The 3,303-nt window shown below is 65.3% G+C and carries 4 protein-coding genes; 2 read left to right on the top strand and 2 right to left on the bottom strand.

What is annotated here, in order from left to right; all coding sequences use genetic code 11:
• A partial coding sequence (locus ACVOMF_RS20675; protein WP_481510941.1) for a transposase zinc-binding domain-containing protein occupies positions 1-578 on the bottom strand: 578 nt, incomplete at its 3' end.
• Between the two features lie 997 nt (positions 579-1,575).
• Here ACVOMF_RS20675 and ACVOMF_RS20670 point away from each other — a divergent pair.
• Positions 1,576-2,328, top strand: a complete 753-nt coding sequence (locus tag ACVOMF_RS20670) for an NRDE family protein (protein ID WP_180832829.1) — start codon at positions 1,576-1,578, stop codon at positions 2,326-2,328.
• Here the strand turns inward: ACVOMF_RS20670 and ACVOMF_RS20665 are convergent.
• A complete protein-coding gene (locus ACVOMF_RS20665; RefSeq protein WP_481510940.1) occupies positions 2,318-2,506 on the bottom strand; it encodes a hypothetical protein in 189 nt (62 codons plus the stop codon). The two genes, ACVOMF_RS20670 and ACVOMF_RS20665, sit on opposite strands and share 11 nt — an antisense overlap.
• Before the next feature lie 176 nt (positions 2,507-2,682).
• On the opposite strand from ACVOMF_RS20665, the gene ACVOMF_RS20660 reads away from it, so the two are divergent.
• Complete coding sequence (locus ACVOMF_RS20660) at positions 2,683-3,162, top strand: DM13 domain-containing protein (protein WP_047290306.1); 480 nt, start codon at positions 2,683-2,685, stop codon at positions 3,160-3,162.
• The last annotated feature ends 141 nt before the right edge of the window (positions 3,163-3,303 follow it).

The raw sequence follows: 3,303 nt of genomic DNA, 5'->3' as shown, positions 1-3,303 counted from the left end.
GGCTCGACGTTCGCGTCGTACACGCCGTCGAGCCACAGCATGTGGAAGTGAACATTCAGGTTCAGCGCGCTGCCGAAGCGCTGGATCAGGGTCACCACGCCGCATTGCGCGCTGGCGTGGTCGACGCCGACTTGATCGGCTAACCAGCCGGCGATGACGCGCTGCACGATCACCAGCACCGGGCCGATGGCCTCCGGCTTGCTGGCGAACAGGAAGCGCAGCGGGTACGGAAAACTCAGCACCCATTGCCGCACCGGCCGCGGGCCAAACACCTCCTCCACCAGGTGCCGCGCGCTCTCGGCCATGCGCCGCGCCCCGCAGCTGGGGCAGAAGCCGCGCTTCTTGCAGGAGAAGGCCACCAGCCTCTCGGCCCGGCACTGCTCGCAGACCACGCGCAGGAAGCCGTGCTCGAGCACGCCGCAGCGCAGGTAGGTCTCGAACTCCTCGCGCACATACTCGGGCAGCGGGCGGTCTTCGGCCTCAAGACGCGCGATGAAGTCCGGGTAGTGCGCCTGCACTAGCGCGTACAGCAGCGTGCGCTCGGGAACATGGCGTGCGTAGCTCGGCGCGGCCGCCAGCGCGGTGTTTGCGGCACGGGCGACACGCGGCGCGGCGCGTCCCTCCGGTGCGGTGAGGCACAGCACGGAACGATCCTGCGCATCGACGGCTGCACAGTGTTCCGCGCGGCCTCATCGCCGCCCATCGGCATTTCTCCCGCGCATGGGTAAGACATCGGCGCGGCGCAGCGTAGCAAATCACCTACCTGAGGGCACCTCTAAAAACCCCCGCTCTCGCGCCAGCAGCCCTCAGCAGAGTGCCCCGCTGACGGCATCAGGGTGATCCTCCGGGTACAACAACTGCGGCGCATGACAATCGATCCTGAAGCTGGCCAGAAACCGGCGGACAACCCGCAAAACGGGGATGAGAGTTCCCGATTCGACTGCGGCGCAGAGGGTCAGGTCTAGAATTGTTGCACCGCGTCGCATTCAGCAACAAAGCACAACAACTGCGGCGCATGACAATGAATCCTGAAGCTGGCCAGAAACCGGCGGACAACCCGCAAAACGGGGATGAGAGTTCCCGATTCGACTGTGGCAGCAAGGCGCAGGTCCATGCAGCATTTCATCACTGAGAGACTTTTTCGCCGCCTTCAGGCTGTTGAGGAAGCGTCTGTAGATGCAGCCGCTGCGCGAGCGATTGCAGGCGGCGCAGCAGTGATTCATGGTTGCCGAATCTGCTGCGGCCAGGCCTCCCGCTGACGCAGTGCTGGACCTGCCACGCGCAACCCGAATCGAGGTCTTGTCCGGCACGCTAGATTTCCCTCTGATGCCCACCTTAGCAGCGGCCGAAGGGTTGTCAACAACTTTTCAGCGGGGAAATCGCCAGCCGCATCAATGGCTTGCAACAACCTTTAGAGAATTGTTCAAGGCTTATCCACAAGTTGCTGATCCGTCTCAATTTTTGAGATTGAACGGAAGTTCAGGGGTGTGGACAGAGCGTGAAACATCGCTCGCGCATTCATGCGGGACGGGCAGGAAGCGGCGCCAGACTGCGCAAACCGTGCACAATGAGGCCATGTGCCTGCTCGCTCTTGGCTGGATGCACCACCCGCGCTGGCGGCTGGTGATGACCGGCAACCGTGATGAGTTCCACGCCCGCCCGACAGCGGCGCTGGCCCCCTGGCAAGATGAGACCTCCGTCATCGGGGGGCGCGACCTGCGCTCCGGCGGCGGCTGGGCCGGCGTCGGTGCGGGTGGACGCATGGCCGTGGTCACCAATGTCCGCGACCCGCTGGCCGCACAGACCGGTCCTTCACGGGGTGCGCTGGTGGCCGACTTCCTGCGCGGCCGCGACCCCGCCGCCGTGCATATCGACCGACTGGCAACGGTGGCCGGCGCCTACGCCCCATTCAACCTGCTGCTGGCCGATAGCGACAGCCTGGAGTTCCTGGGCAACCACCCTGCCGAGCGCCAGCGCCTGGGCCCGGGCGTGCATGGCATGTCCAACGGCGCGCTGGACGCACCTTGGCCGAAGACCCGACGACTGATGGCCGCGCTTGAAGCCTGGTTCGAGGCCGGCGATGAGGACCTGACCCCGCTCTGGGCCGCCCTGGCGGACGAACATCGCCCCGCCGACAGCGACCTGCCCGACACCGGCATCGGATTGGAACGCGAGCGCTGGCTGAGCCCGGCCTTCATCCGCGGCGACGACTATGGCACCCGCGCCAGCACGGTGCTGCTGATCGATGCCGAAGGGCACGGGCAGATCCACGAGCGTCGCTTCGGCCCTCAGGGCGCAGCCAACGGACAGAGCCACGTCATTTTCTGACCCGGTCACGCTGGCCGCTGGCCGGAACCTCTTTTCCGCAGGGTAGTGCCGGCCACTGGCCGGCAACCTCCGGATTTTCAGGCAGGCCACGCAGCTGCCGGCCAGCGGCCGGCACTACCGCACGCATGTCGTCATTGACGTGGCGGTCGTCGTCAGCGCAGCGCGCCTGATACGTCATTCAGCTTCCAGCCGCGACCGCGATCCGCCCTCGCCAGAGGGCTTTCAGCATCGCAGCCACCCGACTGTGCCCTTTTCGCAATCGGCCCTGTGCCTATATAATGTCGGCCCTGACCTCCCAGGGTGGTCAGGCCCGGCACTTCGCCGCGCGATCGATCGCAACCACAAGGAGGCCCCATGCGCCGCATCCTCATCCTGCTCGCCACCCACCTGCTCACCCTCGGCCTGGGCTTCGGCCTGGGCGTCTATCTCCTGCCGATCCTGATCGCCCCCGATGACCCGCCGGTTGCGCAGGTGCAGGCGGCCATGAAAGACGCCCCCTACCGCACCACCTTTCGCCGCGACCTCAAGGGCAGTGATGCGGTGCATTGGGCGGAAGGCAACGTCAGCGTCAGCCCGCGCCAGGTCGCGTTCGACGGCAAGATGGGTCCGGGTCCGGATTACAAGGTGTACCTGGTCCGTGACTTCGTCGACAACAAGGCCGATTTCCTGAAGATCAAGGCACAGGCCCAGCGCATCGGCGAGGTGAAGACCTTCAACCGTTTCCTGGTGGACGTGCCTGAAAGCGTCAACGTGGACGATTACACCACCGTAGTGGTGTGGTGCGAACGGTTCGAGCAGTTCATTTCCGCCGGGCAGTACCGCACGCCGGGTTGAACAACATCCCAAGCATCTGGGCGAAGAGCAGCCGAGCATGGCTTGTATGTTCCTCCCGGCTCCTACGCGGTATGTAGGAGCCAGGGTGGAGGGACCGTCAACATGATATCTGCGGATAGCAGCCGACAGACGAGCCGAGCG

The organism is Stenotrophomonas sp. STEN022 (assembly GCF_056760155.1).
This window is presented reverse-complemented; position numbering and strand designations above follow the sequence as displayed.